This is a genomic window from Longilinea arvoryzae (assembly GCF_001050235.1).
Taxonomy (GTDB): Bacteria; Chloroflexota; Anaerolineae; order Anaerolineales; family Anaerolineaceae; genus Longilinea; species Longilinea arvoryzae.
In genome coordinates this window covers 3,245,254-3,265,281 of the sequence record NZ_DF967972.1, presented here as the reverse complement: position 1 = coordinate 3,265,281, position 20,028 = coordinate 3,245,254, and the positions used below count along the sequence as shown (strand labels likewise).

Annotated in this window: 15 protein-coding genes and 1 tRNA gene; 6 read left to right on the top strand and 10 right to left on the bottom strand. The window is 55.4% G+C overall.

The window, feature by feature from the left end; all coding sequences use genetic code 11:
* Position 1 precedes the first annotated feature (1 nt).
* From LARV_RS14525 to LARV_RS14510, 4 genes are all read right to left on the bottom strand, one after another.
* Positions 2-859, bottom strand: coding sequence for a ParB/RepB/Spo0J family partition protein (locus tag LARV_RS14525; protein ID WP_075074309.1), 858 nt, complete (start codon positions 857-859; stop codon positions 2-4).
* 5 nt (positions 860-864) lie between these two features.
* Positions 865-1,662, bottom strand: a complete 798-nt coding sequence (locus LARV_RS14520; protein ID WP_075074308.1) for a ParA family protein — start codon at positions 1,660-1,662, stop codon at positions 865-867.
* 5 nt (positions 1,663-1,667) lie between these two features.
* The gene (locus LARV_RS14515; protein ID WP_172797887.1) at positions 1,668-2,462 is read right to left on the bottom strand and encodes a PfkB family carbohydrate kinase; all 795 of its coding nucleotides are present in this window, start codon (positions 2,460-2,462) and stop codon (positions 1,668-1,670) included.
* Positions 2,463-2,541: 79 nt separating this feature from the next.
* Positions 2,542-3,144 carry a zinc ribbon domain-containing protein gene (locus tag LARV_RS14510; protein ID WP_075074306.1) on the bottom strand — a complete coding sequence of 201 codons (603 nt, stop codon included), beginning with the start codon at positions 3,142-3,144 and terminating at the stop codon, positions 2,542-2,544.
* 129 nt (positions 3,145-3,273) lie between these two features.
* Between LARV_RS14510 and radC the strand changes: the two genes are divergently transcribed.
* Together radC and LARV_RS14500 are read left to right on the top strand one after the other, a co-directional pair.
* A complete protein-coding gene (gene radC, locus LARV_RS14505) occupies positions 3,274-3,978 on the top strand; it encodes a RadC family protein (protein ID WP_075074305.1) in 705 nt (234 codons plus the stop codon).
* 73 nt (positions 3,979-4,051) lie between these two features.
* A tRNA-Met gene (locus LARV_RS14500) sits at positions 4,052-4,123 on the top strand.
* A gap of 292 nt (positions 4,124-4,415) precedes the next feature.
* On the opposite strand, the gene LARV_RS14495 is transcribed toward LARV_RS14500, so the two are convergent.
* On the bottom strand, positions 4,416-5,408 hold the full coding sequence (locus LARV_RS14495; protein WP_075074304.1) for a DUF362 domain-containing protein: 993 nt from the start codon (positions 5,406-5,408) through the stop codon (positions 4,416-4,418).
* Between the two features lie 784 nt (positions 5,409-6,192).
* Here LARV_RS14495 and LARV_RS14490 point away from each other — a divergent pair.
* Both LARV_RS14490 and LARV_RS14485 read left to right on the top strand, forming a co-directional pair.
* Positions 6,193-6,540 carry a helix-turn-helix domain-containing protein gene (locus tag LARV_RS14490; RefSeq protein ID WP_075073994.1) on the top strand — a complete coding sequence of 116 codons (348 nt, stop codon included), beginning with the start codon at positions 6,193-6,195 and terminating at the stop codon, positions 6,538-6,540.
* On the top strand, positions 6,537-7,346 hold the full coding sequence (locus LARV_RS14485) for an IS3 family transposase (protein WP_236709973.1): 810 nt from the start codon (positions 6,537-6,539) through the stop codon (positions 7,344-7,346). The genes LARV_RS14490 and LARV_RS14485 overlap by 4 nt, the downstream gene beginning before the upstream one ends.
* A gap of 103 nt (positions 7,347-7,449) precedes the next feature.
* On the opposite strand, the gene LARV_RS20215 is transcribed toward LARV_RS14485, so the two are convergent.
* Positions 7,450-8,724, bottom strand: a complete 1,275-nt coding sequence (locus LARV_RS20215; RefSeq protein ID WP_152031809.1) for a hypothetical protein — start codon at positions 8,722-8,724, stop codon at positions 7,450-7,452.
* A 343-nt stretch (positions 8,725-9,067) separates the two neighbouring features.
* On the opposite strand from LARV_RS20215, the gene LARV_RS14470 reads away from it, so the two are divergent.
* Complete coding sequence (locus LARV_RS14470) at positions 9,068-9,538, top strand: zinc-ribbon domain-containing protein (protein ID WP_075074301.1); 471 nt, start codon at positions 9,068-9,070, stop codon at positions 9,536-9,538.
* Between the two features lie 81 nt (positions 9,539-9,619).
* On the opposite strand, the gene LARV_RS14465 is transcribed toward LARV_RS14470, so the two are convergent.
* Positions 9,620-12,142 carry a clostripain-related cysteine peptidase gene (locus LARV_RS14465; RefSeq protein ID WP_152031808.1) on the bottom strand — a complete coding sequence of 841 codons (2,523 nt, stop codon included), beginning with the start codon at positions 12,140-12,142 and terminating at the stop codon, positions 9,620-9,622.
* A gap of 176 nt (positions 12,143-12,318) precedes the next feature.
* Between LARV_RS14465 and LARV_RS14460 the strand changes: the two genes are divergently transcribed.
* Positions 12,319-15,222, top strand: a complete 2,904-nt coding sequence (locus LARV_RS14460; protein WP_075074299.1) for an insulinase family protein — start codon at positions 12,319-12,321, stop codon at positions 15,220-15,222.
* A 344-nt stretch (positions 15,223-15,566) separates the two neighbouring features.
* Here LARV_RS14460 and LARV_RS14455 read toward each other — a convergent pair whose 3' ends face one another.
* The 3 genes from LARV_RS14455 to LARV_RS14445 all read right to left on the bottom strand — a co-directional run bounded on the left by LARV_RS14455 (position 15,567) and on the right by LARV_RS14445 (position 19,838).
* Entirely contained in the window at positions 15,567-16,127 is a 561-nt protein-coding gene (locus LARV_RS14455) for a GNAT family N-acetyltransferase (RefSeq protein ID WP_075074298.1), read from the bottom strand.
* A gap of 71 nt (positions 16,128-16,198) precedes the next feature.
* Complete coding sequence (locus LARV_RS14450; protein ID WP_075074297.1) at positions 16,199-18,028, bottom strand: ABC transporter ATP-binding protein; 1,830 nt, start codon at positions 18,026-18,028, stop codon at positions 16,199-16,201.
* On the bottom strand, positions 18,018-19,838 hold the full coding sequence (locus tag LARV_RS14445) for an ABC transporter ATP-binding protein (RefSeq protein WP_083522590.1): 1,821 nt from the start codon (positions 19,836-19,838) through the stop codon (positions 18,018-18,020). The genes LARV_RS14450 and LARV_RS14445 overlap by 11 nt, the downstream gene beginning before the upstream one ends.
* Between the last annotated feature and the right edge of the window lie 190 nt (positions 19,839-20,028).

Here is a 20,028-nt window from a genome sequence, read left to right as displayed (position 1 = left end):
GTTATGACCTGGTAAGGGTGGTGATCAGAGTATCGAGTTCTTCGTCCGAATAATAGTGAATGACGACGCTGCCACCCTTGCGCCCGTGCCGGATGGCCACCCGGGTGCCCAGGGCTTCCTGCAGGCGCTGTTCGATGGCGGTGATTTCCGGATCGGGATCGCGCGGCCCGGCCTTCTTGATGCGTTCGCCCAATAACTTTCGCACCAGGTCTTCGGTCTGGCGGACGTTCAGGTCGTGACGCAGGATGGTTTCCAATGCGGCCGTCTGGGCTTTATCGGATGGAAGGCCCAGCAGCGCCCGCGCATGACCTTCGGTGATACGACCATCTGCCAGCGCCTGACGGAGTTCGATGGGGAGTTTGAGCAGGCGAAGCGTATTGGTCACCGTCACGCGGTTCTTTCCAACCCGCGCGGCAATGTCTTCGTGCGAAAGATGAAAATCATCCGCCAACTGGCGGTAGGCTTCGGCGGTTTCAAGCGCGGTCAGATCGGCGCGCTGCACGTTTTCGATCAAAGCCAGTTCCAGGCGCTGTTGCTCGGTGGCCTGGCGTACCAACACCGGCACGGACTCCAGACCGGCCAGTCGGGAAGCCCGCAGGCGGCGCTCACCGGCAACCAGAATGTACGTGTCGTTGGCAGCGTCATAAGTCACGAGCAGGGGCTGCAGGACGCCGTGTTCGCGAATGGAGGCGGCCAGTTCTTCCAGGGCTTCGGGCTGCATCGTACTGCGCGGTTGAAGTGGATTGGGAACGATCTTCTCGATGGATACATCGAAGGTCGACGTCCCCTCTGCCGGCGAGGAAGTTCCCCCCGGAATAAGCGCATCCAGACCCTTACCCAGGCCACCTTTGCGAGCCATAGACATCATCCTTCCTCACTGAACACGGGAATATGAATTCCGTCCTGTTCCAGCAATTCCCGCGCCAGAGCCGCATAGGAGCGCGCGGCGGTCGAATCAGGCGCGTAGAGCGAAATGGGCTGCCCGTAGGAAGGGGCTTCTGCCAGACGGATGCTGCGCGGAATAATCGTTTGGAAAACCTTCTCCGGGAAATACTTCTTGACCTCACCAACCACATCCATGGCCAGGCGAGTCCGGCCGTCGTACATGGTCAGAATCACGCCCCGAACCTGCAGGTTGGGGAACAACGAAGTGCGCACCCGGGTCAATGTCTGGGTCAATTGGCCCAACCCTTCGAGAGCCAGGTATTCGCACTGCACCGGAATGAGCACGCCATTCCGCCCGGCAATGAGCCCGTTGATGGTCAGCAAACTGAGCGACGGCGGGCAATCGATCAGGATGTAGTCGTAGCGATCCATGACCGGCGCGAGTGCATCCTTGAGGCGTTGTTCCCGGTTCGCCATCTCGATGAGTTCGATTTCCGCGCCGGCCAGGGCGGGCGATGACGGCAGGACGGATATTTTCAGCTTCGGATTATGTAATATCTGCGGCCCGACCGGATTGGCGCCGATCAGCACCTCGTAGGTGCCGCTCTTGACCGTTTTCTTGTCGATGCCAAGCGAGGAAGTGGCGTTTGCCTGCGGATCCAGATCGACCAGCAGGACACGCTGCCCGTAATAACCCAGGTACGCGCCCAGATTGATCGCGCAGGTCGTCTTTCCTACGCCGCCTTTTTGATTTGCCAGTGTATAGATACGGGCCATGGTGGTTATGCCTTTGGAATGATTTCGAGCAGCGCCGTTTGCACCTCATCGATGGTCGGCGTGCCGGCCAGACCGGGGCGGGTGACGGAATTGGCTGCCAGTTGGGTGGCAAAACGGGCCGCCTCCCAGGGATCGTGCGTCTGGTAGAGACGGACAAAGAATGCGGCGGCGAATATATCTCCGGCGCCGGTCGGGTCGATTTCAGGCACCTCGGGTGGCCGGAAGTAGCGGAGATCGCCATTCCAGTAAAGCCGGGATCCGCGGGCGCCTTCGGTGACGACCAGAATGCGAATCGACGAAAGCATGTCTTCGAGGATGCTTTCGTCACCCTGAACGTCCTCGATGCTGAGGACGGCCGCGCTGGCGTTCTCCAGAACATATCGCGCTTCCGGCCAGTCGGTGGGATGCACTTTATGGTCGGAATTCCAGGTGCGCAGCCAGCCCTGCGGCGTCAGGCAGACCTGAGAATCGGGAAAGGCCCGCGCCAGTTTGGGGTCCACTTCCTGGGCGATCGGTCCCAGATGAACGATGGGGGCATCCTGCCAGGTGCGCGGGACCATGGAATAGTCCAACCCCGAGGCGAGGTGGTGTAGATATTGAATTCGCCCGTTCGGCGTTTGAATGTTTTCGAAGGTGGTGGAATATTCGGAGGCGCGCATGCTAATGGCTGCGCCATTAAGGCTATCCAGCGCGATATCGCTGGCGCACGAGGTGACAATACCGACCCGCAGCCCGATGGCCAGGGCCGTGCGGGCAGCATAAGATGCCGTACCGCCGAGTACGGGGCCATTTTCAGTCATATCCTGAGTGAGATGACCAATAATGAGATAATCTACCGGTTCAATCGGCGAAAGATTATACATGGTCCAATTATACCAACTATGGTTCCTGGCTCTCGGTTGGATTTTCCTCGATCGGCTTTGTCTCGGCTGCTTGAGGCTCGTCGACTTCCACCGCGACCGGTTGGGAGGGCGGTTCGTCTGCGGGAGCTTCATTGGGCAGTGTCTGGAGGGCCTCTTCCATGGTGATATTTTCACGGCGCGCGCCCGGAGCCGGGGTGGCGCAATAGGGGCACAGGTTCCACGGCAGCTCCATCAGGCGGCCGCACTGGTGGCAGCGCTTTTTCAGGCGGGTGTGGCAGTGCGGGCAGGCGATCCAATCCGGCTCGATGTGCCGCGAACAGCCCGGGCAGACCGGGATTTCTTCGATGGTTTGCAACAGAGCTTCTTCTTCGAGAGATCGCTGATATTCTTCTTCCAGGGTCCGGGCGGGACGCAGAATGAGGTAAACCAGCACACCCGGCAGGAAGAGAACTGCGACCACCAAAATCGCGAGCACACGGGCCAGGGGATCGCGCGCTCGCGAGCGGATATCCCGGAATGTCCAGATCACCAGGCTGAGCCAGAGCGCGGCGATGAACGCCGCGGCGAAGGCCGTGCCAAATAACGTGAAATTGCTGAGAGTGGTGGGATCGAACGTCATGGAAATTCTCCAAAGCTAAATTATAGCATGGGATGACTCAAACGGTTTTTCATCCTCGATCCAGCTTGCGAAAAAAATAAATTTCTACTATAGTCAAAAACAATTACAATATAGATCAACGGGGCGAAAATGGTCAAAGAACAGGCCGGGGGATATCGGATTCTGGATCTGGAGAGCAACGACCGCCCGCGCGAACGGTTGGAAATGCTCGGCGCGGAGGCGTTGAACAACGCCGAACTGCTGGCCATCCTGCTGCGGGTGGGCATCCAGGGTGAAAACGCGGTCCAGTTGGGGCACCGTCTGCTGCAGGAATTTCACGGGTTGTCCGGTTTGCAGCGCGCTTCGTTCAGCGAGGTTTGCGCTGTCAAAGGCCTGGGGACGGCCAAGGCGGCCCAGATCAAAGCGGCCATCGAACTGGGACGCCGCCTGGCCGCGCAGTCCGTCGAAGACCGCCCGGCGGTGCATTCACCCGGTGAAGCCGCCGAACTGGTGCGCTATGAAATGGCGGCGCTGCCGCAGGAGCAGTTGTGGGTGATGGCGCTCGACACACGCAACCGCGTGCTGGGCATCGAGAAGATCTACAAGGGCTCGTTGAACTCGTCGATGGTGCGCATCGGCGAATTGTTCCGGCCGGCCATCCAGCGCAACGCGGCTTCCATCCTGGTGGTGCACAATCACCCCAGCGGCGATCCGACGCCCAGCCCGGAAGACGTGGCCTTGACGCGCGGCGTCATCCAGGCCGGCAAGTTGATGGACATCGAACTGCTGGATCACCTGGTGATCGGGCAGGGACGCTATGTATCGATGAAAGAAAAGGGTCTGGGTTTCGGATAAATGCCCTGAATTTTTGCAATCAGTTTTATTGACAAAAAAGGGCCCTCATAGTAAACTAACCCCCGCACAACACGGCGAGGTAGCTCAACGGTGGAGCAGTGGACTCATAAGCCATTGGTTGTGGGTTCAAATCCCACCCTCGCCACTCCCAAAATCCCCTGTATCTAGGGGATTTATTTTTTTTGGAACACCCCATATACGGCGATTTTTGCATCTACTTCCCCATTTCTATCAACTTCCGGGTCTCTTGAAGAAAAGCCGGGGCGCTGAAAACGATAAGCGGCTTGATTTTTCCAAAGACTCAATATGGCAGTGATTTTCCCACCCGAACATAGCCGGTATTTCCAACCCGTGGCATGAAGAAAGACCGAATTCGGGATCGGCATGTCTCTGCGGGAATACAATCACTTACTCCGGTTATGAGAGGAAGTATTCGACTAGATCTCCCTCTTACGGTAGTCGATACGCTGGTAACCGGTGCCCCAGGGGTCGCCATGCTCGAACACCCCAAGGCCTGCATTCTGCGCCAACCGCAAGTAGTTGTCGGAGAGGGCGGGTGGTTGTGCGTACGGTTCTGCATTCAACAAGTCATACATCACACTGTCAATTGCTACCGGGTCGGTCGCAAACAACAGGCTGTTCGGCGCCTTTCCCCCAAACGTGCTCCATACTGACGGTGCCAGATCCTCCTGCCCCTTGCACCCGAATATTCCATCCCCGATCGTCAGCACCGTCTTTGGCCCAATGTTCAAGTTCTTGTATAGATCGATCAATGGGTTGTAGGTATCGCTGTAATTCGTTCCTTCATTGTTCACAAAGATTTGGCTATGGAGTCCCCCGGGGTTATTGATCGACCCCAGGTGGTGCTTGAACGACAATGTTACCCCGGCCACGCTGTGGTTCTTCATAATCGGCATGTTAATTAGGTAGGCTGTATCCACCAGCAGCCCCGGTATTTTGTTTGGCCCTGGCATTGCCACACCCGCTGGCGGGAAGAAATTCACGGGGCTACCCCCCGCCCAATTCACGTCCCGACGACAACCTCCAAAGTATTTAACCGCATAGATTCCACCGTTTACAAAGTAGTCAGGAATCACGCGGTTCGAAGCATCGTACACCCAAACATCCCCTTCCGCAACGCCAATCCCTTTCAATCCCCTGACCACCGCATTCACCGGTTGGATCAAGGCGTTGATGACGCTCGAGGTACTTCCACACCCCCAACTGATCGTATTGTTAAAATTCACCTTGATTGCCACCGGCTGACCGGCACTGTAGTTGGGCAGAATCGCATGCCAGGCATCGCTTAATGTGGATTTCCCCGTCAGGATCATTATCCCCTGGTCCACCATGTTATTCACAGTGCTCTGGTTCACATGGTTCCAGAAATCACTCGATCCGTCCCAGTCCGTTGCTGTATTGCTGTGCATATGCACCACCCGCCCCCCTGTCACCGGCGGAGGTACAGTGTTACCTTGTGTGGATGTGCGAGTCGGTGTAATCGTGGCTGTCGAACCAGGTGCAGCGATATTCGTCGAAATTGGTGGTCCGGTGGATGTCGGCGATGATGTGAGGGTCACGGTTGGACTACGGGTAGGTGTCTTGGTACCCGTCGGTGTAGCTGTCCCTGTAGGAGTGCCCTTTGGGGTCCTTTTCTTCCCAGGAACTGATCCAAGTATATTCATTGGATAGAAAGAATTCACCAAAGCGGTTCCCCCACCCCCGATCAATACAAATAACCACTTCATGAAAGCTCTTCTAGACAGTTTTTCTGTCATATTTGCTCCTTAAAACAACGTCCAACATCTGAGGACGCATTCGTCGCGATAGCAATGGCGCCTGTCAAGTCCTCCATTGCTAAACCCCGACGGATGACTCATTTACTCGATCGTCTGAAACCGTGGCTGGATATCCGCGAAAGGCTTATTCTCCGGTCGCGATACACCCGACTCGGATCTCTAAGCCTGAAATTGCGATAGCCCCATTCTATGCGATAAACGCTATCATTTTCATAAATAAATTGTATATATTAACAATATAAATTGTAGCTGGCGTAATTCTTAACTATCCCGGTCATTACCCTTAAGCCATTGGTTTTGGGTTCAAACTTCACCCGCGCCAAAAAGAAAACGATCCGGAATGAACTGAACCCAGAAAACAAGACAGGAAAAGAAAGCACCTCATGCGAGAATAGAAGCAGGAGGTGCTTTTACTATGTCTGGGGAAAAAGGGATGGTTCACTATCGCAAGGAAGTAAAGTTGCTGGCAGTGCAGATGTGTTTAGAACAAGGCAAAACAAACGCTGAAACCGCTCAGGAATTGGGACTGCCACGCGGAGAGCTGGTTGAGCAGTGGGTTCGGCGCTTTCGGCGGGAAGGCGAAGCTGGTTTCGATAAGCCGATTGGTCGGCCGCGGAAAACGCCGTTAACCCAACCAGCCTATATCGCCCACCTGGAGATGGAGAATGCGCTGCTAAAAAAATTTCATACCGAGTTGCGCACAGCTATGCTCGCGAGGCGCAATATCGGGTCATCGAACACTATCGAGGAATCTACCCTGTGAACGCGATGTGTAGTTTCTTCGGGATTTCGCGAGCAGCTTACTATGCCTGGCTTAAGCGCAAGGGTCAGCCAGATTTGGATGCTGAACGGAAACAACTGATCCTGGAAGCCTATGCTGCATCAAAAAGCACTTACGGATACCGGCGGATTGGGCTGTGGTTGAGCCAATATCGTTCAGTCATTATCAACCACAAGGCCATTTTGCGTTTGATGAACTGTCTGGGCATTCGCTCAGTGGCACGTCGCCACAAGATGTTCACCAAAATGAGCCAGTTGGAGATCTATCATCGCTACGAGAATATTCTCAACCGTGACTTTGCGGCCACTCGGCCAAACCAGAAATGGGTAACGGATATCACCTACATTGCCACACAGCAGGGCTGGGCTTATCTATCCACCATCAAGGATTTATACGGTGGCTTTATCGTTGCTCATGCCATGAGCCTCTCAAACTCGGTGGCATTGGTAACCAGGACCCTCAAGTTGGCTCAGGAGAAAGAAAAGGTCACTGATGGACTGATCCTCCACAGTGACCAAGGGCATCAATATACCTCACACGCATATCATGTCCTTACCCAACAGTATAGCATTACTCCTTCCATGTCGCGCAGAGGGAATTGTTGGGACAATGCGCCAATGGAAAACTTCTTCGGCCATCTCAAAGAAGAAGCTCTACGCAATATTTCTACTCCTACTTTCGAGGAGGCTAAGCAGATTGTTGACGAATACATCTACTTTTTCAACTATGAACGGATACAATTGAAAACAAGACAGACACCCTATCAACTCAGGTGTCTGTCCACTTAGCCTTGAGGCCACTTTCTTTTTCTGTCTACCCTATGGGGTGCAGTTCAGAAAACGCAGATCGTTCTTTTTTACCCAGGCCAGGATTTTCGTATGGCAATTGCTTCTACCGAATGATGATCGGCAAAAATAAATGCGGGGGTTCCGAAAGATCGATCAGGTTTCCTTCGCCCCATGAATTTGGAACGAGTGCTTTGGATCCGGTAGGCCAACCCCAAAAATCGTCCGGCGAGTCGATATTTTGTCCAGCGACTGAAAGGCCGATGGCCCGCGACCACCAATTTCCGATGACAGCGCCATTAAGTTGAAATTCAGCATCCCACCCGTCCAAATAAGTGGATCGGGCAATTTCATAGCCTCCTGGTATAGGACCCGTAAAGTCAACACCATCTCCACTGCCAACCCGGATTGTGCCATCATAGGAAATTGTCAAAGATAGGTCGTTTGTTGATGGGCTTCCACCGCCTCTACCAGCGCGCGTTAAATATACAGCCACATTGGGTTGGTTTTGAAGGGTTGGGTCAGGAATGGGTAAGTTCTTGAGGCAAACGTACAAATCCGTGCCTGAGTGTTCATAATAAGAAGTGACCGCCTGGCCGGAAATGGAAAAAGTATTCGTCGTTGCATCGTCATATTCATTATCGCAAAGACCATCTATCGTATTTACGGTAGCGGTATTTCCAATATTGACAGTACCTGTGTTCAAGTTCCCATTGCCATAGTGTCTGGCATTTGCCCAGATTCCAGATAACGGCCAGGAATAATCATCCCCTTCATATCGCCACCAATGATAAAAAAAGGCCAGGCCGACCGGGTGTTTCCACCCGCCCATATTCTCCCGGGAAATTTTGAATTCCACCTGCCAAAAAGGCGAAGGTTCGGGATTTTGATATTTGACCGCCTGCCAACCTCCGGGGTTTGGTCCGTTGAAAAGCCCTGAACCCCAGGTTGCTGCCCACGGTAGACCCTGAGAATCATATGGCATGTGGACTCTAAAGTCGTCGGCATTACTCCCGTAGATATCTCCGTCATGCAGCGGATCGACATAGACAACCACATGGGAAAGTCCGCCATTCGGTAACGGTAAACCGGACGAATCTCCAAAGCAGAAATAAGCATCGGTTGCAGAATGCTTAACAAAGACGGGAAAAGTCAGGTTAGTGCTCACAGTAACAAAGATCTTTGTCGCATCTTCGTATTCCAGAGGATCACAGATACCATCCATTACAGGCACAACACTCGATTGGGGAATGTCAATTGTAGTGCCCGAACCAGCCTGAACGGTGGTTGGTGCCGATTGAATTTCAGGAAATTGAGCAGCCAGTAGTAGAACTGTCATTGAAATCAAGGCACGAAAGGAATTCAGAATTATTCTAGACATCCTTGTCCCTCGAGATGTTTGCTGTGGAAACCCATAGAGGTTTATCGGTGAACCATATCTGTAACGGTCGAAACTATAATTCCGTGAGAACATCAATCAATAATGTAGATTATATATAATGTCGATATAATTTTCAAATCGGTGTCATCCACGGAAGGGACAATCTCGTGAGGTGCGGCTGAAAACGATCCACACATTGAAGCAGACTGGTAGAGAAATAAAGTCAGGCGTTCCGTGATTCAGCCTGCAAAGGGTGAAAAACACTTATCCAAGATTCGAGCATTATTTTGATCGTTGAAAAAGCGAATGCGCCTATACTATAAGAAACAATCAGGAGGATGATATGAGTGATTTCTTTGGTAAATTAAAAAGCGGCGCCGAAAAGGTGGCCTTCGAAGCTGACAAGATGGCCCGGTTGAACAAGGCCAAAGGCGATCTGGAAAAAATCAAGGATCAAATCCGGGCGCAATATGCGAAAATCGGCGAACTGTACTATACCCAGCGGTCGACCGGTGAGGTGACCGGTCCGGCCTATGATGAGATTTGCCAGGCCATCGCGGCCCTCGAAGAACAGGCCAGGGCCAAAGGCGAGGAAGTCCAGCGGATCAACATAGAGACATATGGCCCGCAGGCGAGCCAACCGGCTGCACAACCTGCCTCCAGCCCGGCCCCAGTGCCGCCCGCGCCATCAGTCACCTCCAGCCCGGTCCCGCCGGCCCCGGCCGCAACGAAATTCTGCCCGAACTGCGGCAAAGAGGTACAGGCTGGGGTCAAATTTTGCCCGGACTGCGGGACGAATATGACCGAAATGTGAACCCTTGCGATCTCAGGCGAATCTACTCCGGCCTGGAAAATACAATGAACGGGGCTGTCTTTTTGGACAGCCCCGCTTTTATCACTTCACCTGAACCTGTTCGTACGAAGCAACCTGATTCCCATCCAGGTCCTCGACGATAAAGCCGACGAGGTAATCTCCGGGCGCTGCGTAGAGCTGCTTCCAGGAGAGCCCGGTTTCACTGAAGGTCAGCGTCTTGCCGTCCTGATAGGCGGTCGCGGTGACGTTGCCCTGGCTGTCCAGATCGAGCCATTTTTCAGAGATGGTGAAGGTGTCGCCCACGGAGGGGACGATCTCGCGCGGGGCGCTGGCCTGATCGCTGCCGCTGAAGCCGACCACACGCTGCAGCAGGCCGTTGCTGAAATAGAGCCGTGCCGGGCGGGTGTCGCCGCTGTCGGTGTAGGTGAAGGTCCCGTCCACGCTGTAGACCGCATCTTCAGGAGAAGCGCCGTAACTCTCCGGCGTCAACAGGGCCTCGGCCGTCGTCTGGCCGTCCGTGATGGCGAAAACGACCGGTTCCCAGGTAAACGCCAGGTTGAAACCGCTGCTCTCCCACACCGGATAGTAAACATCGTTGAGCTGTTGCGTGTTGGAGCTGCTCAAATAATCCGAATCGGCGACGTAGATCGAGTTGGCGGCGGAGTCATAATATCCGACCAGCAATTTGATATAACCAATATTTTCACCCGAAATTTCGGCGCTCAGATCGATGCTATCCCCGGGCGCGACGCTGGTTTTGGAAAGCTGCAGGTTGGAAATCTGGATTCCACCGGCCGCCGGGGCGCGCACCGCTTCAACGGGAACAACCGCGCTGCGGGTGGATTGCTCAAAAGGTTGGCCGGAATAGTGATAGGCAAGAAAATCATCCCACAGCGATTCCTGCGCAAATCGTTCGGCCACGCCGGTATAGGACTGGGCCCCGGCGACATCCGAGCCGTAGAGATTGGAGTTGGGGAAATAGATCGCGATGCCGGTGGCGCCGGCCTTTTGCGTACCATGCCGTTCGGCAACGACCGCCGATTGGATGGCGGACATCAACTGGTTGGAAGCATCGGCGACATCCCGTTTGCCGGCCGAACGCGCCACGAGTTGGGCGAAATTACCCAGATCGATGTAGGAAGCCGGAACCTGGGCGCCGAAAATGCTGGTGAACGACTGCGCATAAGAACGCGCCTGGGCGACATAGCGCTGATCGGCGGATTGAAGGGTGAACGCCAGATTATTAAGCGCATCATTGACCCCGGCAATGCTGCTCAGATCGACAGCAGTGAGCGTAATATCCCGACTCAACTGGTTGGAGACCTGCGCGGCCGAGGGCACGCTGGCCGCGCCAAACAGGCTGTTGATGGTCGAGCCGCGCCCGACGAAGGCGGCCCGCGCCTGGTCATCCTGGATGCGCTGATCGTCGACGATGTAACTATCGACGATGTACTGGCCCAGGGCGGCGCCGTCCATGCCCGGGTTCGCGTTGAGCTCGTTCAGAAAGGCCTCGTAAGCCCAACCCAGGGAGGGTTCGGTTTCTTCCGAGACCACCGCGTAACGCCCGTGCGGCGCCAGGGCGGTCAGCACCTCGATCTGGCTCATCAAACACGCATCCAACCCGATCAATTCGAACGAGTCGATGCCGGTCTGGCTGCGAATTTCCGTCAGAGCCTGATCGAGCTGGTTCAGGTATAAGGCATTTCCGATGGCATTGGCGATGGGAAGATTTTCGTCGCCGCTCCCTTTGGATGTCGGGTCGGTCCAACCGCCTGGCCAGCCCATGCCGTGATCGGACAGGATGAGCGCGTATTTGTCGGCAGGATATTCTTTCACGGCCCAGGTGACGAAATCGATCAGAGTCTGGGCATTGGACATGTTCGTTTCACCCAGATCGGCGATTTCTTCCGAATGGATCTGCTCCAGATCGTCGTCCCGGGTGACGTGGAAGCGCTTGGTCGAAGTCCAGTTGCCGTCGCCCTGATAGGCACCCTGGAAGCGGTCGATCTGGGCCACGATTTGCACCGGATCGGTCGAGCCGACCCGTTCGGCTTCATTCAGGTCGAAATAGATATCCTGCTCGAGAATCTGGTCATCCGCGTCCTGGTAGAGCATCACCGTCCAGGTGTCGCCGGTATTTACTGATGCCGGGCGGGTGGGTCGCTGGGTGGGAGTAGCGAGCGACGTCTCGGGAATGGAATGGGCGGCTTCGGTATTTTCCTGGGTGGGCAGATTCTGGTCCCCAGTCCCATCGCTACCGTTCAACAGATTGGGAAGCACGAAGAGGGCCAGCAGAATGATGACGATAACGATTCCCAGCGGCGACTTGAAAAGGCCGGATGGCAGGGATGGGCCGGAACTGCCGCTCGTACTGCCGCCGCCCCCTGTGTAGCCGCCCCCGGAATAACCGCCGTTCCCGGTGGATGATTGCGTCCCGCTCGGACGGGAGGGCTGCTGGCGCCGGGGCGCTTCGGCGCGCTCGCCCGGAGCGCCGCCAGGGCCGGACGGCCGGCGGCGTTCGACGCGTTGGGTAGGCTTGCCGCCATCCGCCGCCATCCAGCGACGCTTCGACCATTGACTGTTTAGCAAACCGGAAGTGACCACGTTTCACCTCAGATGTGTTCCATGGGATATTTTCGATTATACCTGAATGCCATTATCCGGTTTCTCGAACGGTTCGCGAGCCTCTGTGAAGACTGGCCAGGTGGCGGTTTGGATGGATTTGACGGGCATGGTATAAATGACTCTATCTATTCACTCATTGCAGAGAAAGGTTAAGCATGACAACTTTGCATGGATTCGAGTTGATCCGCGACGAACACATTCCTGAGATTAATTCCAGGGCGCGGCTTTACCGCCACCTGCGCACCGGCGCCAGACTGCTTTCGATCGAAAATGACGACGAGAACAAGGTCTTCAGCATTAACTTTCGCACGCCGCCGGGCGATTCCAGCGGGGTGGCGCATATCATGGAACACTCCGTGTTATGCGGTTCGCGGAAATATCCCGTGAAGGAACCCTTTGTGGAGTTAATGAAGGGATCGCTGAATACTTTCCTGAATGCTTTCACCTTTCCGGACAAGACCTGTTATCCGGTCGCCAGCCAGAATGTGAAGGATTTTTATAATTTGATCGACGTCTATCTGGACGCAGTGTTCTATCCCAACCTGAGCCGGCATACTTTCGAACAGGAAGGCTGGCATTACGAGTTGGACAGGCCGGAAGAGGAAATGTCCTTTAAAGGCGTCGTCTTCAACGAGATGAAAGGCGCTTATTCGACGCCGGATGAAGTCCTTTCGCAGCAAAGCCAGGCAGTTGTATTCCCGGATGTTACCTATGGGCAGGACTCCGGCGGCGATCCCCGCCGCATCCCGGATTTGACCTATGAAGCCTTTACAGCCTTTCATGAGCGTTATTACCATCCCTCGAATGCGATGGTTTATTTCTACGGGGACGATGACCCGGAACAACGGCTGGCAATTCTGGATGTTTATTTGAAGGATTTCAACCGCCGCGATGTTCACTCTGCGATTCCATTGCAACAGCGCTTTCCTGCACCGCGCCGGATGACCACGCCATATGAAGTGACGCCGGATGACGAAGCCCCAACGGCCATGTTGACGGTCAATTGGATGCTGCCCGAAGGGGCCACGCCGCTGGAGAAGCTCGCCTTCGGTATTTTGAATGAAATTCTGATCGGCACGTCGGCCGCACCGCTGCGCAAAGCACTGATCGATTCCGGATTGGGTGAGGACCTGGCCGGCCGGGGCATGGACACCGGCCTGGCCCAAATGCTGTTCTCGGTCGGCATGAAGGGCGTGAAGCCGGCGGACGTGGACAGAGTCGAGTCGCTGATCCTGGAAACCCTGAAGAAATTAAGCGTGCAGGGCATCGACGGCGATACGATTGCTGCTGCCATGAACACGGTCGAATTCAGCCTGCGCGAGAACAACACGGGTTCCTTCCCACGCGGCCTGGCCATGATGCTGCGGGCCATGGATTCCTGGCTGTACGACCGCGATCCACTGGATATGATCCGCTTCGAGCAGCCGTTGAATGAAATCAAGGCCAAAATCCGGGCCGGCCGTTTCTTCGAAGGGCTCATCGAGACTCACCTGGTGAACAACCCGCACCGCGGCACGGTAATTTTGCTGCCGGATGCAAACCTGGCAGTGCAGCGCGAAGCGGAGGAGAAATTGCGCCTGAAAACCGTGCGCGATGGGATGAGCGTTTCCCAGGTGGAGGAGGTTGTCCAGCATACGCGCGAACTCAAGCTGCGCCAGCAAACGCCAGATTCACCTGAGGCGCTGGCGACCATTCCGGTTCTCACGATTGCCGATCTCGATCAAGAAACGCGCAAGATTCCATCCATCGAAATGCAGCAGGGCGATGCCAGGATGCTCCATCACGATCTGTTTACGAACGGCATCCTTTACCTCGATCTGGGGTTTGATTTGCACACCCTGCCGCAGGAACTGCTGCCTTACGTTCCCCTGTTTGCAAATGCTTTGCTGGAAACCGGAACCGACCGACTCGATTTCGTTCAGCTCGTGCAGCGGATTGGCCGGAACACGGGCGGAATTTACCATGCCCTGTTTCATTCCATGGTTCCGTCCACCGGAAAATCCACCAACTGGTTGATCCTGCGCGGCAAAGCCATGGTTCCGCAGACCACTGAATTGCTGTCGATCCTGCGCGACGTACTGCGTTCGGCGCGCCTCGACGATCGCGAGCGCTTGCGCCAGATGGTCCTGGAAGAAAAGGCCGGCTTTGAATCGATGCTCACCGAAGTCGGCCATCGGATCGTCAACCTGCGCATCAAGGCCGGGCTCAATGAAGCCGATTGGGCTGCCGAGCAGATGACCGGCGTCAGCCAGTTGCTTTTCCTGCGCGAACTGGCGGAACAGATGGAGAAGGATTGGCCGGCGGTTCAGGCGAGACTCGAACAAATCCGCAGCTTACTGGTTTGCCAATCCAATTTGATCGCCAACGTCACCGTGGATGCGGACAACTGGCGCGGGATCGAACCCCAACTCCGCGCTTTTCTTGACGACTTTTCGAAAGAAACGGCTGCAGCGACGATCTGGCAGCGCCCGTCCGCCGAACGTCCCGAGGCAATCACCCTGCCCAGCCAGGTCAATTTCGTCGGCAAAGGATTCGATCTTTACCGCGACGGCTATCCGTTCCGCGGATCGCTGCTGGTGGCCCTGCAATACGTGCGCAGCACCTGGTTGTGGGAACGCGTGCGCGTGCAGGGTGGAGCTTACGGCGGGATGGGCGCTTTCGACCGGTATTCCGGAATCTTCAGCCTGCTTTCCTACCGCGATCCCAACCTGGACAAAACGCTTTCGATCTACGACCAGACCGCGAATTTCCTGCGCACGTTGAATTTGGATACGGCTGAATTGAACAAATCCATCATCGGTGTCATCGGTGAGCTGGATGCCTATCTGCTGCCGGACGCCAAGGGATACACAGCCTTGACCCGCCACCTGCTGGGCGTCACCGATGAAGAACGCCAACAGATGCGGGATGAAGTTTTGAGCGCCAACGAGGCGGATTTCCACGCCCTTGGAGAGGCGCTGGAGCAATTCAAGGAGCGCGGCGAGGTGGTGGTGATGGGCTCACCGCAGGCCGTGGAAGCCAGCAAGGTGACCTGGGCTGCGGTCAAACGAATTCTCTAGCCTATCACGACGATCCAGAATTGAAATCCCGGTCCAGCATCATTCCGGGTTATTGGAAAAGAAAAACATTCACCGGGAGTATGATCTCCCGGTGAATGTTTTTTACAGAGGATTCGTAATCCGTACCGATTATTGGGATTTCCTTTTGCGCCGAGCGCCAATGATACCGTTCAAGCACCCGATCGATATCCAGAGCGCAGCGATGGCGATGAAAGGTGTATATCCGCCAATGAGGTACGCAACCAGAAATCCAATTCCGGCGAGAATGTTTAGCGTTGCAAGGATGATCCAATTGGATTTTCTCATATCGATATCCTTATGAAACCGGATGGATCCTGGCCTTCTCAGGCCGTTTGGTTTTTCGCGCGGAACTCGTCTTCGAGAATGCTCAGCATGATAAAGTCGCTGAACTGATGATTGTAAAAATAGCCGTCTCTTTGGATGCCCTCGCGCCGAAAACCGACTTTCTCGTAAAAAGCCAGCGCGCGTTCATTGAAGCCGACCACCCCGATGGAAATGCGGTGCAGGGCCAGCGCCCCAAAGGCATAATCCATCAACAGCGTGATGGCTTCGGTGCCGTATCCCTTGCCCTGACAGGTTTTATTCCCGATAATGATGGTCAGATCCGTGGTTCGCCAGGCCGGAAAAATGCGCAGCAATCCGGCTTCGCCGATGGGCGTTCCGGTTTCGCGTTCTTCGATGATGAACCAGACCCGGCTCGGGTCATCCTTGATGCGATCATACCAGGCCTGTGTGTTATCCAGTGAAGATGGAAACACCTCACCGGTCAAACCGCGGACTTCAGGGTCGTTGTTCCAGCGAACGATCAAAGGCAGATCTGATTTTTCCAACGGGCGGAGTTGAACCCGTTTTCCGATGAGAAAAGCTGAGTCAGAAGAGGACATTTTTACACCCATTCGAAAAGCGTAAACAAGGAACCGGCAACCTCTGAAATTGCCGGTTCCTTCAACAGGCTTCAGTCCGCCGCGATGGGGGAAGTTTCGTCCACTTTGAATGGATCGAACGCTTCGGTCATCTGGTGGCGGAATTGTTTGGTATAGAGTTGGTAATACTTACCCCGAGCTCGCAAGAGCTCGGTATGCGTGCCCATCTCCGCGATGCGGCCGTCCTCGATCACCAGTATGCGATCGGCGCGCTTGATGGTCGAAAGGCGGTGGGCAACGACGAAGCTGGTGCGGCCTTTCATCAGGGTATCCATGCCGCGCTGGATCAGTGCTTCGGTGAGCGTATCGACCGAACTGGTGGCCTCATCCATCACAAAAATCTCGGGACGGGAGAGCACGGCGCGCGCCAGGCTGATGAGCTGTTTCTGGCCGACCGAAAGCGAGTTGCCGCCTTCACCGACCTCATCCTCATAACCCTTTTCGAAACGGGTGATGAAATCGTGCGCGCCGGCCAGACGGGCCGCTTCTTCGACTTCCGCGTCGGTTGCGTCCAGGCGTCCATAACGGATGTTCTCGCGGATGCTGCCCGAGAAGAGGTGCGGGGTCTGCAGGACGATGCCGATGCGGGATTGAATGGCGTGCAGTGATAATTCGGTGTAATCCCGCCCGCCGATGTAGATGTGCCCCTGTTTGGGTTCGTAGAAACGGCACAACAGGTTTACGATGGTCGATTTGCCGCCGCCGGTGGCGCCGACCAGGGCGATGGTTTCTCCGGGTCTGACGCGCAGATTGAAATCACTCAGAATGGGCTTCTCGTCATCATACGAGAAATACACATGCTCGAAGTTGATTTCGCCCCGGATGGTGCCCGGATCGGTGGCATTCTCCCGATCAGCAACCTCGGGTTTGGCATCCACCAGCGAGAAGATGCGTTCGGCGGAGGCGATGGAGTGCTGCATTTCCGCGAACACGCGCGCCAGATCCTGGATGGGCCACATGATGGAGGTCACGTAGGCAACGAAAGCCTGGATGCCGCCGATGGTGATGCCGCCGTAGCTGGCCTGTAGGCCGCCGTACCAGACGATGCTGCCCAGCGCCAGGGCGGTGATCACCTGCACGGTCGGCAGGAAGAGCGCGCTCAACCAGGCCGCCCGGTAGGAAGCCCGGTACATATTTCCGGTGAGAACGCCGAATTCCTCCAGGTTGCCCGCTTCGCGACCCAGGGCCTTGACCACGCGCACGCCGGTGATGTTTTCATTGATCGCGCCGGTGATTTTGGAATTGTTCTTCCGCACATTGCGGTACTCTTTGAGGATGCGTTTGCGGAACTGCATGGCGACGTAGAACAGGATGGGCAGGATGGCCAACACGATCAGAGCCAGCTTCCAACTGATGGTGAACATGAACACCATGGAGGTGAGGACGTTCATCAGACCCCAGGTCGAATCCACCATGCCCCAGGTCACCAGGTCAGCCACGCGGTCCGAATCAGAGGTGACGCGCGACATGATCCAACCCACCGGCGTCCGGCTGTAATAGGACAGCGACAGGTTCTGCAGGTGATTGAACATCTTCTGGCGCAGGTCGTAGCGAATCCGTTCGCCCAGAACACCCGCCAGGAAGATAAACCCAAACGCGCCAGCCGCTTGAACTGCAATCAGCAGGCCGTAGATGATGAGGATATTGACCAACATCCCGCTGTTCCTGGCAACGATGCCATCGTCGATGATACGTTTGCCGAGATAGGTGAACAACGCATCCAACGAGGATACAACCGTGATGGTGATCAGGAAACCAACAACCCATTTCAAGTGCGGCCGCGTCAATCCCAGAATGCGCCGGAAGGTTTTTCCGTCGAAACGGGATTCATACTCTTCTTCTTCGTAATAGTTATCCGGCACCGGCGATCTCCTTCTCCAACTCCGTTTCGATGTGAGTCTGAATGTTATAGATCTTGCGGTAAATCCCATCCACCGCCACCAGGTCGGCGTGATTTCCGCGCTGTACAACCCGACCGCGGTCCAAGACCAATACTAAATCGGCGTTCATGATGCTCTGGATGCGATGTGCGATGATGAAGGTGGTACGGTTTTGCATCAGGTTCTGCAGCGCTTCGCGTATCTCGGCTTCGGTTTCCGTATCGACGGAGGATGTCGAATCATCCAGGATCAGGATGCGCGGGTTCTTCAGCAGCGTACGCGCGATGGCCACACGTTGCTTTTGTCCGCCGGAGAGCGTCACACCTTTCTCACCAACCAGGGTGCCATAACCCTCCGGGAAGGAACAGATGACATCATGAATGGCGGCTGCGCGGGCGGCAGTTTCCACCTCGCTATCGCTGACCTCTCGACCGACGCCGTAGGAGATGTTCTCGCGAATGCTGCGCGAGAACAGGAACGGTTCCTGTTCGACGATGCCGATTTGCTGGCGCAGGAAACGGCGCGGGTAGCGCTTCAGTTCCACACCATCCAGCCGGATGCTGCCGGAAGTATATTCGTAGAAACGCGGCAGCAGGTTGACCAGGGTCGTCTTCCCGGAGCCGGTCGAGCCCAACAGCGCAATCGCCTGGCCGGGTTCGACCTTGAAGGTGATGTCCTCCAGTACCGGCACACCGCTTTCGTATTCGAAACCGACGTGGTCGAAGGTAATCTCACCGCGCACAGCTTCCCGGGGTTCGATATCGCCTTCATCCAACGGTTCGCGGTCCTGCTTGATGATGTCCATCACGCGGCCAAAAGAGACCAGCCCGGTGGAGGTTTGCACGATCAGGCGGCCAAGGTTGCGCAGCGGATAGATGATCCAAACGATCAGGCCGGTATAGGCGATGTAAGTCCCAATCGATATATCACCGTGGATGGCCATCAAGGCCCCGATCAGGTAGCCGGCCAGGATTTGGAATCCGCATAACAGGTCGGACGACGGCCAGAACATGGCGTGCATGCGATTGAGTTCCCGGCCGCGCTTGAATTTTTCCCAATTGTCGCGCTCGAATTTCTCGATCTCATAATTCTGGCGGGCAAATGCCTTGACCACCCTAACGCCGGTCAGGTTTTCCTGCAGCGTGGTTGAAAGCGTGGCTTCCTGTTCCTGATAGGCTTCGTAGGCCTTCGACACCTTTCGGAAGAAAAAGATCGAGGTGAGCAGGACGAATGGGATGACGATGATGGACAGGAAGGTCAATTTGACATTCAACTGGAGCAGGGCGATGAAGTTGATGATGAACAGCAGGATGATACGTCCGATTCCAATGGCCTGATCGGAGAAGAAGCGGCGCATGGCATCCACATCCGAGGTGGAGCGTTGAATCAACTCACCGGTCTGGGTCTTGTCGTGGTAGGTGAACGACAGGCGCTGGATGTGGTCGAACAGGTAATTGCGCAGACGACGGGTAATCCCTTCCGCGGTTCTGGAGGCCAGACGAGCACTCATGAACGTGAAGCTGCCTTCCACGACCGCCAGGCCCACAAAACCAAGCGCAATCATCCACAACGGATAAATGGAAATGCCCGGTTTGGGGTTGAAATAGGAATCCACAAAGTATCGCAGCAGCAAATACGTTGTAGTCTTTGCCAGGGCTGCAATTCCAAGGCACAGGGTCGCGGCCAGATATTGCCAGTGAAAACCGGTCATCATACGCCACAGGCCCCGAAACCGGTTCGGGGTGACAGCGTTTTTTAGATCATATTGGATGGAAACTGTCGAGACGGCCAAATTAACCTCCGAGTTTGCGGTTTATGTCAAACCCAAGGATGATAGAGAAAGGATGAACAGGAAACCAGACCCGGTTTCCTACCTCGCTGAGCCACTTAGTGAAAAGCGGGTCAGAAGAAAAAGGTTATTGGATTTAGTTGAGAGCTCGGATCATAGCGCCGCCCTATAACATCATCAAAACTGGCAAAAT